Annotated in this window: 13 protein-coding genes; all 13 read left to right on the top strand. The window is 30.0% G+C overall.

Going from position 1 to position 14,972, the window contains the following annotated elements; translation table 11 throughout:
• Position 1 precedes the first annotated feature (1 nt).
• The 13 genes from rfbB to SHI72_RS09330 all read left to right on the top strand — a co-directional run bounded on the left by rfbB (position 2) and on the right by SHI72_RS09330 (position 14,971).
• On the top strand, positions 2-1,048 hold the full coding sequence (gene rfbB, locus SHI72_RS09385) for a dTDP-glucose 4,6-dehydratase (RefSeq protein ID WP_039117282.1): 1,047 nt from the start codon (positions 2-4) through the stop codon (positions 1,046-1,048).
• Positions 1,049-1,118: 70 nt separating this feature from the next.
• Positions 1,119-3,599: an SLBB domain-containing protein gene (locus tag SHI72_RS09380; protein ID WP_323489817.1), complete on the top strand. Its 2,481-nt coding sequence runs from the start codon at positions 1,119-1,121 to the stop codon at positions 3,597-3,599.
• Between the two features lie 14 nt (positions 3,600-3,613).
• On the top strand, positions 3,614-4,684 hold the full coding sequence (locus tag SHI72_RS09375; protein ID WP_323489816.1) for a Wzz/FepE/Etk N-terminal domain-containing protein: 1,071 nt from the start codon (positions 3,614-3,616) through the stop codon (positions 4,682-4,684).
• A gap of 16 nt (positions 4,685-4,700) precedes the next feature.
• Positions 4,701-5,708 (top strand): UDP-N-acetylglucosamine 4,6-dehydratase (inverting), encoded by a 1,008-nt coding sequence (pseB, locus tag SHI72_RS09370; RefSeq protein WP_323489815.1) that lies wholly within the window; start codon positions 4,701-4,703, stop codon positions 5,706-5,708.
• 3 nt (positions 5,709-5,711) lie between these two features.
• Positions 5,712-6,911, top strand: a complete 1,200-nt coding sequence (pseC, locus tag SHI72_RS09365; RefSeq protein WP_323489814.1) for a UDP-4-amino-4,6-dideoxy-N-acetyl-beta-L-altrosamine transaminase — start codon at positions 5,712-5,714, stop codon at positions 6,909-6,911.
• A 12-nt stretch (positions 6,912-6,923) separates the two neighbouring features.
• On the top strand, positions 6,924-7,793 hold the full coding sequence (locus SHI72_RS09360; RefSeq protein ID WP_323489813.1) for an aldo/keto reductase: 870 nt from the start codon (positions 6,924-6,926) through the stop codon (positions 7,791-7,793).
• Entirely contained in the window at positions 7,784-8,545 is a 762-nt protein-coding gene (locus SHI72_RS09355; RefSeq protein ID WP_323489812.1) for a glycosyltransferase family protein, read from the top strand. The genes SHI72_RS09360 and SHI72_RS09355 overlap by 10 nt, the downstream gene beginning before the upstream one ends.
• A complete protein-coding gene (locus SHI72_RS09350; RefSeq protein WP_323489811.1) occupies positions 8,545-9,852 on the top strand; it encodes an aminotransferase class III-fold pyridoxal phosphate-dependent enzyme in 1,308 nt (435 codons plus the stop codon). Before SHI72_RS09355 ends, SHI72_RS09350 begins: the two co-directional genes overlap by 1 nt.
• 318 nt (positions 9,853-10,170) lie before the next feature.
• Positions 10,171-10,422, top strand: a complete 252-nt coding sequence (locus tag SHI72_RS09345; protein ID WP_323489810.1) for a hypothetical protein — start codon at positions 10,171-10,173, stop codon at positions 10,420-10,422.
• Positions 10,423-10,623: 201 nt separating this feature from the next.
• On the top strand, positions 10,624-10,833 hold the full coding sequence (locus tag SHI72_RS23605) for a GNAT family N-acetyltransferase (protein WP_416348472.1): 210 nt from the start codon (positions 10,624-10,626) through the stop codon (positions 10,831-10,833).
• A gap of 44 nt (positions 10,834-10,877) precedes the next feature.
• A complete protein-coding gene (gene pseI, locus SHI72_RS09340; protein WP_323489809.1) occupies positions 10,878-11,918 on the top strand; it encodes a pseudaminic acid synthase in 1,041 nt (346 codons plus the stop codon).
• 203 nt (positions 11,919-12,121) lie between these two features.
• The gene (locus SHI72_RS09335) at positions 12,122-13,525 is read left to right on the top strand and encodes a hypothetical protein (protein WP_323489808.1); all 1,404 of its coding nucleotides are present in this window, start codon (positions 12,122-12,124) and stop codon (positions 13,523-13,525) included.
• A gap of 21 nt (positions 13,526-13,546) precedes the next feature.
• Complete coding sequence (locus SHI72_RS09330; protein ID WP_323489807.1) at positions 13,547-14,971, top strand: lipopolysaccharide biosynthesis protein; 1,425 nt, start codon at positions 13,547-13,549, stop codon at positions 14,969-14,971.
• Position 14,972 lies beyond the last annotated feature (1 nt).

Below are 14,972 nucleotides of genomic sequence, written 5' to 3'. Positions count from 1 at the left end.
AATGAAAAAAATACTAATAACTGGAGGTGCAGGATTTATTGGGTCACATGTGGTAAGGCGTTTTGTGACTAAATATCCGGAGTATCATATTTTCAATTTAGATGCACTAACCTATGCAGGTAATTTAGAAAATATAAAAGATATTGAAGATCAATCAAATTATACTTTTATTAAAGGAGATATAGTTGATGAATCTTTTATAAACGAACTTTTTTCTGAAAATGATTTTGAAGGGGTTCTGCATTTAGCAGCAGAATCTCATGTTGATCGTTCAATAGAAGAACCATTAGCGTTTGTAAAAACAAATGTTATTGGTACAATGAATTTATTAAATGCAGCTAAAAACCAATGGAAGAATAATCAAGAAGGTAAGAGGTTTTATCATATTAGCACTGATGAGGTATATGGATCACTTGGAGCAGAAGGGTTATTTACAGAGAAAACTTCGTATGATCCTAATTCCCCTTACTCAGCTTCAAAAGCCAGTTCGGACCATTTTGTAAGAGCTTATGGAGAAACTTACGGTTTGCCTTATGTTTTAACAAATTGTTCTAATAATTATGGATCGTATCATTTTCCTGAAAAATTAATTCCTCTTTTTATTAATAATATTATCAATAATAAGCCATTGCCAGTTTATGGAGATGGTAACTATACACGTGATTGGTTATTTGTAGAGGATCATGCTATTGCGATTGATTTAGTATTTCATGAAGGAAAAAATCATGAAACCTACAATATTGGAGGTTTTAATGAATGGAAGAATATTGATTTGGTGAAATTATTGTGCCAAATTATGGACGAGAAATTAGGAAAGGATAAAGGGACTTCTGATAAATTAATCACTTACGTAAAAGATAGACCGGGACATGATTTACGTTATGCAATCGATGCTTCAAAAATTAATAAAGAGTTAGGTTGGAAGCCTTCTGTTACTTTTGAAGAAGGATTAGAAAGAACTATAAATTGGTATCTGAATAATGAAGAGTGGTTGCAAAATGTTACTTCTGGAACTTATAAAGATTATTACAAAAAACAATATTCTTAATGATGGCAAATTTCTAATTCAGAATATAGAATTAGGGACTTGTTAAATAAATTCTATATTAAAATTAACTATGAAAAAGATAACGGCAGTACTAGTATTATTATTTACTTTTTTTGTGTCATTAAATATGTCAGCTCAGGATATCCTACAATCAAAGGATTTAAGTACTGTTAAGGTCGATTATTTGTCTGATAGTGATATTAATAAAATTAAGAATCAATTAGATGCTAAAGATCTTACAATAGATGATGCAGAGGAAGCTATTTTATCCAAAGGGATGAGTAAATCTGAGTTTTCAAAGTTAAAAATAAGATTGGAAGAAGTTTCTAAGAAGAATCCTAAAAAAAAGAATTCAAACGATAAGGATTCGAAGGATAAAGATTCGAACGACGAATTAAATGGGAAGGATTCAAAAGACAAGAATAAAAAATCTGAGTTTGGAAGAAAACAACAAGAGATTAATAATAATAAGATAAAAGATTCTATTAATGCTTTAATTTTTGGTTCTGAGTTATTTGATAATCCAACTCTGAATTTTGAACCTGATTTGAAATTAGCAACACCAATGAATTATATTCTTGGCCCTGGTGATGAATTACAGATTAGTGTTTATGGAGTTCAGGAATTTGATGACAATATTCCAGTGAGTGTTGAAGGGAAAATTACTATACAATATGTTGGACAAATTGCTGTTTCAGGAATGACAATTGAAGCTGCTACTCAAAAAATAAAAGCTTCAATAGCAAAAGTTTATAGTACGGTTCGTTCTGGCCAATCACAAGTAAGTGTGAGTCTAGCACAGATACGTACTATTAAGGTAACAATTGTTGGAGGGAAACAACCAGGTAATTATTCTGTTTCTTCTTTGGCAACTGTTTATAATGCGCTACATCTTGCTGGAGGACCTGGTAAGAATGGAAGTTATAGAAACATTGAATTGATTCGTAATAGCAAAATTTATAAAAATATAGATATTTATAAATTTTTAGTAAAAGGAGATCAATCAGATAATGTTAGTTTGAAAGAAAATGATGTGATTCGAATTCCAGCTTATAGCCAGAGAGTTACAGTAGAAGGTGAAGTGAAGCGCCCAGGGATTTTTGAAATGAAAAAAGGCGAAACATTCACTAATTTATTATCATTCGCTTCAGGATTTAATGAATTTGCGTATACAGCATCAGTAAATATATTACAAAAGACAGGGAAAGAATTTAAGGTTCATGATGTAAATGAAAGTGAATTTAATATATATCAACCACAGTCAGGAGATGTGGTTAAAGTTGCAAAAATTCTAAATCGATTTGCAAATCGTATTCAAATAGAAGGTGCAGTTTTTAGACCAGATTTCTATTCTTTTACAGAAGGAATGCGTGTGTCTGAGTTAATAACAAGAGCAGAAGGTCTAAAGGAAGATGCATATACAAAGAGAGCAAGAATTATTCGTTTAAAATCTGATTTAACAACAGAAATTGTAAATGTCGATTTGACTAATGCCTTGTCAGGAGATTTAAATGCAGATCTACTTTTGAAAAGAGAAGATATTGTAACAGTATATTCCATTTTAGATTTTAGAGAAGAATATAAAATCACGATTGATGGAGAAGTTAAAAATCCAGGTGAATATGAATATTACGAAAACTTAACTCTAAATGATTTGGTTGTTCAGGTTGGTGGATTAACGGGTTCTGCATCTAAACGAGTTGAAATTGCGAGGATGATAAAATCGGATGCAATAAACGACACAGATCCTAAACGGGTTAATGTATTTGAACTTGAAATTACTGCGGATAATAATGAGCAAATTAAAAATTTTGCATTAATGCCTTTTGATGTTATTAATGTAAGGAGAATGGCTGTTTATGAAAAGCCAGAAATGGTTAAAATTAGTGGTGCAGTATCATATCCAGGTAAATATGTTCTGGCTAATAAAAAAGAAACAGTCTATAATGTGGTAATGCGTGCAGGAGGATTGACCTCAATTGCTAATCTTGATGGTATGAAAATCAAAAGACCTATTAAAGAGGAACAAATTGAAAAATTAAAAAGTATAGATTTGAATCTAACTAAAGAAGATACTTTAAGGGAAAAAAAATTAGCAAAGAAATTAAAAGAAGAATTAAAATATGCTACTATTCCTGTGGATTGGGAAAAAATCGTGAAGGATAAAAGTCATTACTCAAATGTTACTTTATTCCCTGGTGACGAAATTGAAGTAGCAACTTACAATGAAGGCGTAAAAGTGACTGGAAATGTATTATTAACTTCTGAAATTCCATATAGAAACGGAAAGAGTTTTAAATATTATTTAAATGCTGTAGGAGGCGTGGATAATATGGGGTGGAAGAAAAAGGCTTATATCATATACCCGAATGGAAAAGCGGCAGTAGCTAGTTCTTTTTTGTTTTTTAGGTCTTATCCAAAAGTCACTCCAGATTCTCAAATTGTTGTTCCTGAAAAACCTATAACTAAAAAAATGACCCCAGGGGAGTGGGTCGGAATTGGTAGTGTAGTTTCGAGTTTGGCATTATTGATATTAACGGCTTTTAAATAAAAATAAGTTTTAAAATGGATAATAAACCAATTGGGAGCGATGAAATTTCGTTGAAGGAGTTATTAGTAAAAGTAAAGGAATGGTATATTTATTTACTATCACAATGGAAAATTATCGTATTAGCTGGAATAATAGGAGCTGCTTTGGGATTGACGTATTCTTTTATGAAAAAACCAGTTTATACGGCAACTTTATCATTTGCTTTAGAAGATGAAAAATCTGGAGGTGGTCTAGGTGGTGCATTAGGATTAGCAGGTTCGTTTGGACTTGACCTTGGAGGAGGAGGAGGAAGTATTTTTACAGGTTCAAATTTAACAGAGTTGTTTAAATCTCGTAGAATGGTAGAACAGACCTTATTGACTCCTGTTAATTATAATGGAAAAATAATTTCTTTAGCTGAAATGTACATTGAGATTAACGAACTAAGAAAAAGTTGGAAAGATAAAACTAAATTAGCTAATATTCAGTTCCTAATAAATACAAACCGTAAGTACTTTACAAGGGTACATGATAGTATTTTAGGCTCTATTTATCAAGATTTGTCTAAAGGAGGATTGTCGGTTGGTCAAAAAGATAAAAAGGTAGCAATTATTAATATAGATATGTGTTCTACCAATGAATTATTTGCAAAATATTTTTGCGAAGCACTTGCCAAAAATGTATCTGATTTTTATGTTGATACCAAAAGTAAAAAAGCAAGAACGAATATGTTAGTTTTACAAAGGCAAACTGATTCCATTAGGACAGAACTTAACGGAGCAATAACAGGAGTAGCAGTTGCGAACGATAATACTTTTAATTTAAACCCAGCGCTTAATGTACGTCGCGCTCCTTCGGTTCGGAGACAGGTAGATGTACAGGCTAATACAGCCATATTAACTGAATTGGTTAAACAATCTGAGTTGGCTAAAGTTACTCTGAGAAAAGAAACACCATTGATTCAAGTGATTGATAGACCAATATTACCACTTTCTAAAGAACGTTTTGGCAAAGCTAAAGGTATATTAATTGGTGGGTTTTTAGTAGTTTTTTTAACTGTGGCGGTTTTAATTTTTAGAAGAATTTTTACCAATTTTACAAAATAGAAAAATAATATATCATATGACTTTAGAGAATAAAACAATTTTAATTACTGGAGGTACTGGTTCTTTAGGTAAAGCACTTACTTCACATATTTTTAAACAATACCCAAGTATAAAAAAACTGATAATTCTTTCTAGGGATGAGCAGAAACAATTTCAGATGGCTCAGGAATATCCTGAAAAAGATTATCCGAAAATTAGGTTTTTTTTAGGTGATGTTCGTGATCAAGAAAGACTAATGAGAGCATTTAAAGGAGTAGATATTGTTATTCATGCTGCTGCGATGAAACATGTACATTTGGCAGAATATAATCCAGATGAATGCATTAAAACTAATATTGGAGGTGCTCAAAATGTAATTCATGCTGCTCTGGAGACAGGTGTTCAAGATGTTATTGCATTGTCTACAGATAAAGCATGTGCACCAATTAATTTATATGGAGCAACAAAATTGACTTCTGATAAATTGTTTGTTGCCGCCAATAATATTAAAGGAAAAAACCCTATTAAATTTTCAGTAGTAAGGTATGGTAACGTTATGGGATCTAATGGCTCTGTAATTCCCTTCTTTATGAAGAAAAAATTAGAAGGAAAGCTGCCTATTACTGATGCCACCATGACTCGTTTTAATATATCCTTACAGGGTGGAGTTGATATGGTAATGCATGCTATTTTATATGCTTGGGGAGGAGAAATATTTATTCCTAAAATTCCTTCGTACAAAATAACGGACGTTGCTGAGGCAGTTGCCCCAGAGTGTACTTTAGAAATTATAGGTATTAGACCTGGTGAAAAAATTCACGAAGAAATGATAACATCTTCTGATTCATATAATACATACGATTTAGGGAAATATTTTACAATCTTGCCATCAATTCCTAATTTTAATTTGGTGGATTTTATAAATGCTTTTAATGCTGTAAAAGTTTCTGAAGGGTTTAATTATAATTCAGGAACAAATACGGAATGGGAAACTGTAGATGGGTTGAGAGAATTAATAAAAGAACATGTAGATTCAAATTTTTAATAAATGAGCAATAAAATTATACCGTACGGTCGTCAGAATATTACTCAAGAGGATATAAATGTTGTTATTGCAGCATTAGAATCTGATTATTTGACTCAAGGGCCTAAAATATTAGAATTCGAACGTGAGTTTGCGAAATATGTTGGTTCTGTTTATGCTGTGGCAGTTTCAAATGGAACTGCAGCTTTGCATTTATGTGCTTTGGCATTAGATGTAAAAGAGGGTGATAAAGTAATTACTACTCCAATTACTTTTGCAGCTTCAGCAAATTGTGTTAAGTATTGTGGCGGTGAGATAGTTTTCTCAGATATTGATTCTGAAACATATCTTTTAGATATTGAAAAAGTTAGAGAACTATTAGAATCTTCGCCAAAAGGGACATATAAAGGAATTATTCCTGTAGATTTTGCGGGAAGAGCTGTAGATTTAGAGGCATATAGAAAATTAGCAAATGAATATGATTTGTGGATTATTGAAGATGCCTGTCATGCTCCGGGTGGATTTTTTAATGACATAAAAGGAGATAGACAAAATTGTGGGAATAGTAATTTTGCTGATTTGGCGATTTTTTCTTTTCATCCTGTTAAGCATATTGCTTGCGGAGAAGGTGGAATGATTACAACAAACGACGAGATATTTTATAAAAAACTTTTAGCCTTACGTACTCATGGTATTACAAAAAACGAATTAGAGTATCAGAATTCAGTAAGTTTTGCAAATGGAACGGATAATGATATAATTAATACTTATCCAGGCTGGTACATGGAAATGCAAGCTTTAGGATTTAATTATAGGTTAACCGATTTTCAGGCTGCATTAGGAACTAGTCAATTAAAAAGGGCAGAGGAAGGGTTGGTAAAAAGAAGAGGGATTGCAACACTATATAATGAAGCGTTCAAAACAAAATCTTTCGTTAAAGGGCAATCCGGGGTCGTTGAAGGACATGCTTATCATCTCTATGTTATTGAAGTAGAAGATCGCCTTGGGTTATATAATTATTTAAGAGAGAATAAAATTTTTGCTCAAATACATTATATACCATGTCATTTAATGCCATATTATAAACAATTTGGCTGGAAAGAAAAAGATATGCCAAATGCCGAAGAATATTATAAGAACTGTATAAGTTTACCAATGTATCCCACGTTGACAAATGATGAACAAAAATTTGTCATCGAAAAAATTATTTCTTACTATTCTTAAAAACAGAATAAATTGAAAAATAAAATAATATTAGGTACTGTTCAAATGGGATTGGACTATGGAATTAACAATAATTCTGGAAAGATATCTTTGGAGAATTGTTGTAAAATTCTCCAAAAAGCGTATGAATTAGGAGTTGATACTTTAGATACAGCTGAAGCATATGGTAATGCACATCAGGTAATTGGTGATTTTCACAAGCTAAATCCAAAAATAAAGTTTAATGTCATTACTAAAATTCCACATCATGGCATACTAAAAAATATAGAACAAACTGTAGCTAAATATATTTATGATTTACATGTAGAATCGATCGAGACATTAATGTTTCATTCTTTTGAGTCGTATATAGATAATAAACAAATCTTGGTAGTTTTAAAAGATTTGAAAAGTAAAGGATTGATTAAACATATTGGTGTTTCTGTTTATACTAATAAGCAAATTGAGGCCTTATTGTTAGATGATATTATAACTGTTGTTCAAATGCCTTTTAATTTATTAGATAATGAATCAGTGCGAGGAGATCTAATGGAGAAGTTGAAAAATAAGTCCAAGGTTATTCATACAAGATCAGCTTTTTTGCAAGGTTTGTTTTTTAAAGAGAATCTCGAAGATAACTACGTTGCTCAAAAATTATCTAACGAATTAACAATGATAAAAAAAATTGCTATTGAAGGGAATGTAAGTATTTCGAATTTAGCATTAAGTTATTGTTTATCTCAAAAAAACATTAATCAAGTGTTGATTGGAGTAGATTCTGTGAATCAGTTGATTGATAATTTAAAATCAATTAATTATAAAATTAGTAAAGAGACGTTATTGGCAATAAATAGATTGAAGGTTGATGATTTTGATTTATTAAACCCATCATTATGGAAATAAAAACGGTGTTAATCACTCAGGCTAGAACAGGTAGTACTAGATTACCGGGCAAGGTATTAAAAGAGATTGGAGGAAAATCATTACTTCAAATTCATCTGGAGCGCTTAAAGGAATGTTCTAAAGTATCAGAAATAATTGTTGCAACCACTAGTAATAATGAAGATTCAATAATTTATGAGAAAGCAATTGCATGGGGTGTTAGTGCTTCAAAAGGTTCTGAGTCAGATGTACTGGATCGTTTTTATCAAGCAGTAAAAGATGAAAAAGCTGATTGGATTGTGAGAGTTACATCAGATTGCCCACTAATCGATCCTAATTTAGTTGATGAAGTTATATCATTTGTTCAGGAAAATGATAAGGATTATGGGTCAAATGTTCTTATTGAAAATTTTCCAGATGGACAGGATATTGAGGTTTTTAAATTTTCAGCACTTAAAAAGGCTTGGAAGGAAGCTAAATTGCTGTCAGATAGAGAACATGTTACAACTTATATAAGAAATAATTCTGATTATAAGGGGGGAAGTTTGTTTTCTGCAATTAATTATCAATGCTATACAGATTTTTCTAATATTAGAATGACCGTTGATGAAAAGAGTGATTTCGATTTAATTGAGATAATTGTAAGTAAATTAGGTACATCCAAATCTTGGATAGAATATGTGAATTTTATTATTGAAAATGATTTAATCAAAATGAATGATCAAATTATTAGAAATGAAGGATTATTAAAGTCATTAAAAAAAGATATATAATGGGAGCAGGACAAGAATTATATAAAAAAGCTAAAACATTAATACCTGGAGGTACAATGTTGTTATCTAAAAGACCGGAAATGTTTTTGCCAGATTTATGGCCTTCTTATTTTTCAAAAGCTAAAGGTTGTAAAATATGGGATCTAGATGGTAGAGAATTATTAGATATGTCTATAATGGGTATCGGAACAAATACACTTGGATATGGTAATGATGAAGTCGACAGTGCCGTTATGGAAACTGTGAAAAATGGAAATATGACTACTCTAAATTGTCCCGAAGAAGTTTATTTAGCAGAAAAGTTGATTGAATTAAATCCTTGGGCAGATATGGTGCGTCTTGCCAGGAGTGGGGGTGAAGCTAATTCAATTGCAATTCGTATTGCTCGTGCAGCATCTGGAAAAGATAAAGTTGCAATATGTGGTTATCACGGATGGCATGACTGGTATTTATCAGCAAATCATAATGGAAGTGATGATTTATCAGGACATTTAATTCCAGGGTTAAGTCCAAAAGGAGTGCCTAAAAATTTAAAAGATACTGTCTTTCCTTTTAATTATAATAATTATGAAGAGCTATTATCAATCGTTGAAAAGAATGATATTGGGGTAATCAAAATGGAAGTAGTGCGTAATTTTGGGCCTGAAGATAATTTTTTGCATAAAGTGAGAGCTTTAGCTACGGAAAAAAATATTGTACTTATTTTTGATGAATGTACCTCAGGTTTTAGAGAGACCTTTGGAGGTATTTATAAAAAATATGGAGTGGAACCAGATATGGCAATGTATGGAAAAACTATTGGTAATGGGTATGCTTTAACAGCAGTTGTGGGAAAAAGATCTGTTATGGAGGCCGCCCAAAATACCTTTATCAGTAGTACTTTTTGGACAGAAAGGATAGGCCCTACAGCAGCAGTTGCTACTCTAAAAGTCATGGAACGTGTTAAATCATGGGAAACTATTACTCAAATAGGAACTAAAATGCGTGACGGTTGGCAAAAACTTGCAGATACTCATGGTTTAAGTATCACAATTTCAGGTATACCAGCTTTAAGTACATATGGTTTTAATAGTTCAAATGCAATGGCTTATAAAACATTAATAGCACAAGAAATGCTTGATAAAGGTTTTCTTGCCAGTACTAATTTTTATGCATCAACTGCGCATAGTGACGAAAATCTAGAATTATATTTTACTGCTTTGGACGAAGTTTATCATCAAATAGCAAATTGTGAAAATGGTAATTTTCAAATTGAATCCCTTTTAAAAGGGCCAATTTGTCATGGTGGTTTTAAGAGATTGAATTAATAAAATGAGAAGCTATAAATGTTTATCAAATTTAATTTTTCAAGAAGATTTATTCTCGTTAGTTCCAATTAGAGATGAAGACAAATATGATATCTTAAAAAATAAGAAATGAGCAAATTTATCATTTAAGACAGTCAAATGTATTAACTAAAGTTCAACAGGATTATTATTTTAGTGAAATTGTTACTAAATTATTTGAAGAAGAAGAAGAAACCTAATCAAATTTTATTTTCTGTATTAAAAGATAATAAATTCATTGGATATGGAGGATTAGTTCATATAAATTGAGTTGATAAAAATGCTGAAATTTCATTCATTATGAAAACTGAATTAGAAGAAGAAAGTTTTTTTCCTATTTGGCTCAGTTATTTGAAACTAATCGAAAAAGTAGCATTTAATGATTTAAAAATACATAAAATTTTTACTTATGCTTTTTATTTTAGACCTCATTTATATACTGTATTTGAAAATGCTAATTTTGTTGAAGATGCTAGATTGAAAGAGCATTGTTTTTTTGATAATAAATATATTGATGTGGTAATTCATTCAAAAATAAATAGAATATGTTAAGTTTTAAAAAAGCAAGTTTGGCTGACATGAGACTTTATTTTGTATGGGCAGACGATTCGATTGTTAGAGAGCAATCCTATAATTCTGGAACAATTGATTTATAAAATCATGAAAGTTGGTTTAGGTCCAAATTAAATTATAATTTATGTTTGATGTTGATTTTTGAGAATGAAGAGAATTTAAAGGTGGGACAATTTAAGAATTCAAAAAGTAAGTGACTCTGATGCTTTAATTAGTATATCTATTGCCTTAGAGCATAGGGGGAAAAGCTATGGAAAAGAAATGCTCGAAATGGCAGCAGATTTTTTTTTACAATTAAACCCAAACTTTACGATAAATGCGTTTATAAAAGAAATAAATTTAAGCTCTAAATATGTTTTCGAAAAAGCAGGATTTAAATTTAATGAGTAAGTATGATAATTTTAATAGTTTTCATTACATAAAAAGAAAACAGAATGAAAATAGATAATTTCAAAATAGATGAAGAAAGCAGGGTTTTCATTATTGCAGAGCTTTCAGCTAACCATAATGGTAGTATAGAAACTGCTATTGAAACTATTCGTGCCGCAAAACGAGCAGGAGCAGATTGCATAAAATTTCAAACTTATACAGCTGATACTATAACAATTGATTCTAATAAAGAAGATTTTTTAATTAAAGGAACAATTTGGGAAGGTAAAAATCTTTATAAATTGTACCAAGAAGCTTATACTCCATGGGAGTGGCATGAGGAGTTGTTTAAAGTGGCAAAAGAAGAAGGTTTAGTTTGCTTTTCTTCCCCATTTGACAAAACAGCTGTTGATTTTTTAGAGACTTTGAATGTACCTGCTTATAAGATTGCTTCTTTTGAAATTACTGATATTCCTTTAATTGAATATGTGGCATCAAAAGGGAAACCAGTCATTATATCTACGGGAATTGCTGAATTAGAAGATATAGAATTGGCGTTAGATGCTTGTTATAGAATGGGAAATAAAGATGTTGCATTGCTGAAATGTACATCTAGTTACCCTGCTCCAATTGAAGAAGCTAATATGTGCATGGTAAAAGATTTATCTGAACGATACAATGTAATTAGTGGTCTTTCGGATCATACAATGGGAGCAACTGTTCCAATTGTTGCAACTGTATTTGGAGCTAAAATTATTGAGAAGCATTTTATATTAGATCGTTCTATAGGTGGTCCAGATGCTTCTTTTTCTATGAATGAAAAGGAATTTACTGGTATGGTAAAAGCAGTTCGGGAAGCAGAGAGTGCAATTGGGATAGTAGATTACATCTTGACTGAAAAACAAGCCAAAGGGAAGGATTTTTCAAGATCGTTGTATGTTGTTGAAGATATCAAAGCAGGAGAAGTTATAACTGAGAAAAATGTACGTTCCATCAGGCCTGGTTTTGGAATGCATCCGAAATATTACAAAGAAATTTTAGGGCAAAAAGCAACGATAGATTTAGAAACAGGAGATACATTAAAATGGGAAAACATCATTAAATAAAATTTATGAAAATAAAAATATCTAGTTTACTATATGTTTTGGTTTTTTTTCTTCTTGCTCCGTACCAAATAGCGATGATAATGACAAATTGAAAAGTCAAAGACTTTCCTAGTGATGTGGACTACTTGTCTCACAAAAATAAAAAAAAATCATCAATTTATTTGGCAAAAATTAAAGTAGAGGACTTAAAAATTGATTAATATATGCCTAATACAAAAAAAGTAAAAATGTTTTTAAAAGAGGAAGAAATTCCTAAACCAGAATTTCATGAATTTTTTTTCGAGTTTGAAAATAGGTATAATGTATTTGATTTAAAGACAGAAAGAGGATTTCCATTTTGGGATATCTTAAGATTTGATGTTTTTTTAGAACTATGTTATGGAAATGGAATTACTATTTGTGAAAAACACACACTATCTAATAAATTTAAAAAACGTTTAAAAATTTCAGGAAGATTATTATTATCTTTCTTTAAGCTTTTTTTCTTACAATATCAAGATTTTTTCTTGTCAGAATCGAGAACAAAAGATGTTAAAGGATTTCAATATGATAGTTATTTTGATCAGGTTTCTTCACTCATCGGTAAAAATATTTATTATGAATTAAATTCTCCGACTTTAAAATATTCAAATTATAAAAGAAGAGTTTTTGATATTAGAATTATATTTCGAAAATTACGAGTTTTTAAGCCATCAATTTCTGAGCAGGAAAAGATAAATTTAAATAAAATAATCGATGATATTGATTGCTTTTTCAATCAAAAAATGGATTATGATAAATATAAGTCTTTATATGAGGATTTTCTTTTTGATTATAATTTCTATCATTTCTTATTGAAATTTAAAAATATTAAAAGGGTTTTTATAGTTCAGAGAGGTGTACAAAAAGCTCTTTTTCTAGCAGCGAAAGATTTAAATATAGCAACTTTCGAATTTCAACATGGTGATATCGTTAAATCTACATTGTTATATAATTATTTCTCGTTAGAAAATATAGATTTAAATAGCATTTCATTTTCAAAATACTTATTAACTTTCTCACAATTTTGGACAGATGATAAAAATATACCCTCAGAATGTATAGAAATAGGAAGTGAAAAGTTATCGAAGACTGTCGAAAAAAGTACTTTTAATAAAAACATAGTCATAATTTCTTCTCCGTCTCATTTCGATGTTTTAAAATCTATTGCTATTGAAATATCAATAAAATACCCAGATTATATAATCTTATTTAAACTGCATCCAATAGAATATCCTCTTTATACCACATATCAAAATATATTTAAAAATTACACTAATATTAGTTTAATAGCAGATCGGTTAGATGTGCTAGAGTTGATGAAAATTTGTAATGATTTCGTTGTGGTTTATTCTACAGTTATTTACGAATTAATTCATAACAAAAAAAATATTTACATATACAAAAAAGTGGACTATAATAAATTTGAGAATTCATTTGATATTCCCAATATTTTTTTATTTGAAAATATAAAAGATTTTTCAGTAAGAAATGAAATAGAATCAGAAATTAAGTATAATAAAGAATTTAGTGTTTTTTTTAAAAAATTTAATAAAGATAATTTTTTAAATATAATCAATAATCAATAATCAATAATCTCAAAATTAGAGATGCAAGAAAGCAGAAAACTAATAAAAAACACTACTGTTTACGCGTTAGGTGATATTATTCCGAGGCTTTTGGGCTTTATTTCGTTTCCGATCTTAACACATTATTTGACACCTTCAGATTACGGTATTGTAAATTACATTAATGCTTTATCAACATTTTTATTAGTATGTTGTTTCCTCTGTACAAATACCTATTATCTAGTCTTTTTTTATAGATGTGAAGATGAATTAGCTCAGAAAAAATTATTAGGAAATCTTTCTACTTTTGTTATTGGATTTAATGTATTGATTTTACTGTTTTTTTTCTTATTTGGGAGTCAGTTTTTTAGTCTTTTAGGAAGTAATATCCCTTTTTTTCCTTATATTATTATAGGTGTATTAACTAATTTTTTTAATATCTTTTCTATTTTGCCTTCGGCATTATATAGGTTACTGGAAAAGCCATTATTTTTAACAATTTTAAATGTAACAAGAGGAATTATTACATTAGTGCTAACCTTAATTTTAGTTATTTATTTTGATTTTTCAGCTTTAGGAGTTTTGTATGCAGGGTTAATAGTAAATTTAATTTTTGCACTTATTTTTTTGTATTCAATACGTAATCATGTTGTATGGAATTTTAACTACAAACAAATAAAGGAGGTACTTGCATTTTCGCTGCCTCTTGTGCCAGGTTCGCTTGCCTATTATATTACGACAATATCAGATAGGATTTTAATTGACAAATATCTTAATCTGAGTGATTTAGGGATCTATGGGACCGCTGCGACCTTGGCGCTCATTCTTAATATATTTTCTTATGGTGCCTATAAAGCATTTGAACCCTTTATCTTTAAAAGCTGGGGACAAGAGGATTTTTTAAGCGTTTTTGAAAAAATTAGAAATTCGTTTGTTTATGTTTTGCTTATTGGTGTATTATGTTTGACATTGTTTTCAAAAGAATTTTTTCAAATAGTGTCAACTGCAAAATTTCATAATGCCTATTTTTATGTGCCCATGATTATAATAGGAGTGTATAGTTCTTCTATACGAATGCTTTACGGAACCGTAATTACTGCACAAAGTAAAACAAAAATGAACTCTGCTGTTAGTATAATAGGTGCAAGTATTAGTATTGTACTTAATATTTTGCTTTTGCCAAAATTTGGGCTTATATGTGCAGCTTTAGTTTCCAGTTTAGCGTTAACGGTCGAGTCATTTATTTTAATTAGATGTTCAAGATTGAATATCAATCATATAAGGCCTTTTTTAGGATTTATAATAGCAGCTGTTTTTATAATTTTGTTCGTTTATATAGTAGAAATAGATCAAATTATTTATTCTATTTTAGTTAAAAGCGGTGTTCTCTTAGTTACCGTTTTATTACTGTCAAAAATTTTCTCAATAAATCCGCTAAAGATAATTTCAGGATTCGTAAAAAAATAAT

This window comes from Flavobacterium sp. PL02 (genome assembly GCF_035013205.1).
GTDB lineage: Bacteria > Bacteroidota > Bacteroidia > Flavobacteriales > Flavobacteriaceae > Flavobacterium.
Note: the sequence above shows the minus strand (reverse complement) of the source record. Positions and strands in the feature narration are given on the sequence as shown.

Excerpts from the sequence above, each read along its gene's own strand:
- rfbB (WP_039117282.1), top strand. The coding sequence starts at position 2 with ATGAAAAAAATACTAATAACTGGAGGTGCAGGATTTATTGGGTCACAT.
- SHI72_RS09380 (WP_323489817.1), top strand. The coding sequence starts at position 1,119 with ATGAAAAAGATAACGGCAGTACTAGTATTATTATTTACTTTTTTTGTG.
- SHI72_RS09375 (WP_323489816.1), top strand. The coding sequence starts at position 3,614 with ATGGATAATAAACCAATTGGGAGCGATGAAATTTCGTTGAAGGAGTTA.
- pseB (WP_323489815.1), top strand. The coding sequence starts at position 4,701 with ATGACTTTAGAGAATAAAACAATTTTAATTACTGGAGGTACTGGTTCT.
- pseC (WP_323489814.1), top strand. The coding sequence starts at position 5,712 with ATGAGCAATAAAATTATACCGTACGGTCGTCAGAATATTACTCAAGAG.
- SHI72_RS09355 (WP_323489812.1), top strand. The coding sequence starts at position 7,784 with ATGGAAATAAAAACGGTGTTAATCACTCAGGCTAGAACAGGTAGTACT.
- SHI72_RS09350 (WP_323489811.1), top strand. The coding sequence starts at position 8,545 with ATGGGAGCAGGACAAGAATTATATAAAAAAGCTAAAACATTAATACCT.
- SHI72_RS09345 (WP_323489810.1), top strand. The coding sequence starts at position 10,171 with ATGAAAACTGAATTAGAAGAAGAAAGTTTTTTTCCTATTTGGCTCAGT.
- pseI (WP_323489809.1), top strand. The coding sequence starts at position 10,878 with ATGAAAATAGATAATTTCAAAATAGATGAAGAAAGCAGGGTTTTCATT.
- SHI72_RS09335 (WP_323489808.1), top strand. The coding sequence starts at position 12,122 with ATGCCTAATACAAAAAAAGTAAAAATGTTTTTAAAAGAGGAAGAAATT.
- SHI72_RS09330 (WP_323489807.1), top strand. The coding sequence starts at position 13,547 with ATGCAAGAAAGCAGAAAACTAATAAAAAACACTACTGTTTACGCGTTA.